This window comes from Dellaglioa sp. CoH-55-MRSF-8 (assembly GCF_056782195.1).
In genome coordinates this window covers 1-965 of record NZ_JBXAYH010000019.1, presented here as the reverse complement: position 1 = coordinate 965, position 965 = coordinate 1, and the positions used below count along the sequence as shown (strand labels likewise).

2 protein-coding genes are annotated in these 965 nt (G+C 54.5%); both read right to left on the bottom strand.

The window, feature by feature from the left end:
• On the bottom strand, positions 1-538 hold a 538-nt coding region (locus tag AC1RPW_RS07615; RefSeq protein WP_481769385.1), incomplete at its 3' end, for a hypothetical protein.
• Positions 539-612: 74 nt separating this feature from the next.
• Positions 613-965: DNA translocase FtsK 4TM domain-containing protein (locus AC1RPW_RS07610; RefSeq protein WP_481769384.1), on the bottom strand; the 353-nt coding region annotated here is incomplete at its 5' end.

Genomic DNA, 965 nt, shown 5'->3' with positions numbered 1-965 from the left:
CTTGTGTCGCGCCTGTCGCGTGCTTCACCACGATCTTCGACGAGAGGTAACCCTTGTACGGATCATCCGGCTTCACATGCTTCATCACGTACTCGACTGGCTCACCATTGTAGAAGCCTTTCTTGTCGAGGATGCCGTTCGCGTACTCCAGAGTATAGTGATCGTTAATTTCCTCGTTCGGGTCGATGTACGAGAGTTCGGGTTCCGGACGCGTGACTGTCATGAACTGGCGCAGTTCGAGTGCGCTCTCCCGATCCACGAACCAATACTCGGGATCAGACTTGCGACCCTCCTGATGCATGATCGCGACCAGCCGATCGTCGAAGAAGATGGCTTGAAGACCGACCCACGAGTCCGTGCAGTAGTTCTTGCTCAGAAAATAGCCCTTGACACGTTCATCAAAACCCGGAATGTCACCCGCCCAGTACACGTTGTCCAGATCGAGTTCATACGCCAGCTTCTCGGCGTCCACCCAGTGCGGATCATCCCGGATCACGTTGCGTGCCGCTTCCAGCAGATTGATTTTCTTCGGCGTCATCTCAGGCTCCTAAATGTGAAAGAGCCCCCAGTTTAACGTGGAGGCCCTTTCTTGTCAACTTTTAATTACTACTATCAGTTCTTCTTGCTCAATCCGTCGAGGAATCTGATGGCCGCGTCCTGAGCGTGCTTCCCGACTTCAGTGCTCAGTACGTCACGCCCGGCTCCGATGGCAGCAGCCGTGCGCAGAGTGTCACCCGAGGGTGAGAGCAGGGCGCAAATAGCGGCTACTGACACGACAGAGCCCCAAATCTTCAGCCACTTGATAAATCGCTTTTTGGCCTCTTTGTTACCAGATACGTTCGCGGCCCACACTAGGCTCGCAAAGACCGTGGCCATAATGCATACTCCGACCGCCATCTTAAAGGCGTCGGCCACGTCCGCAAGCCACAGCATCATGAAAAAGTTGTTCATCTCAATCCTCCGCG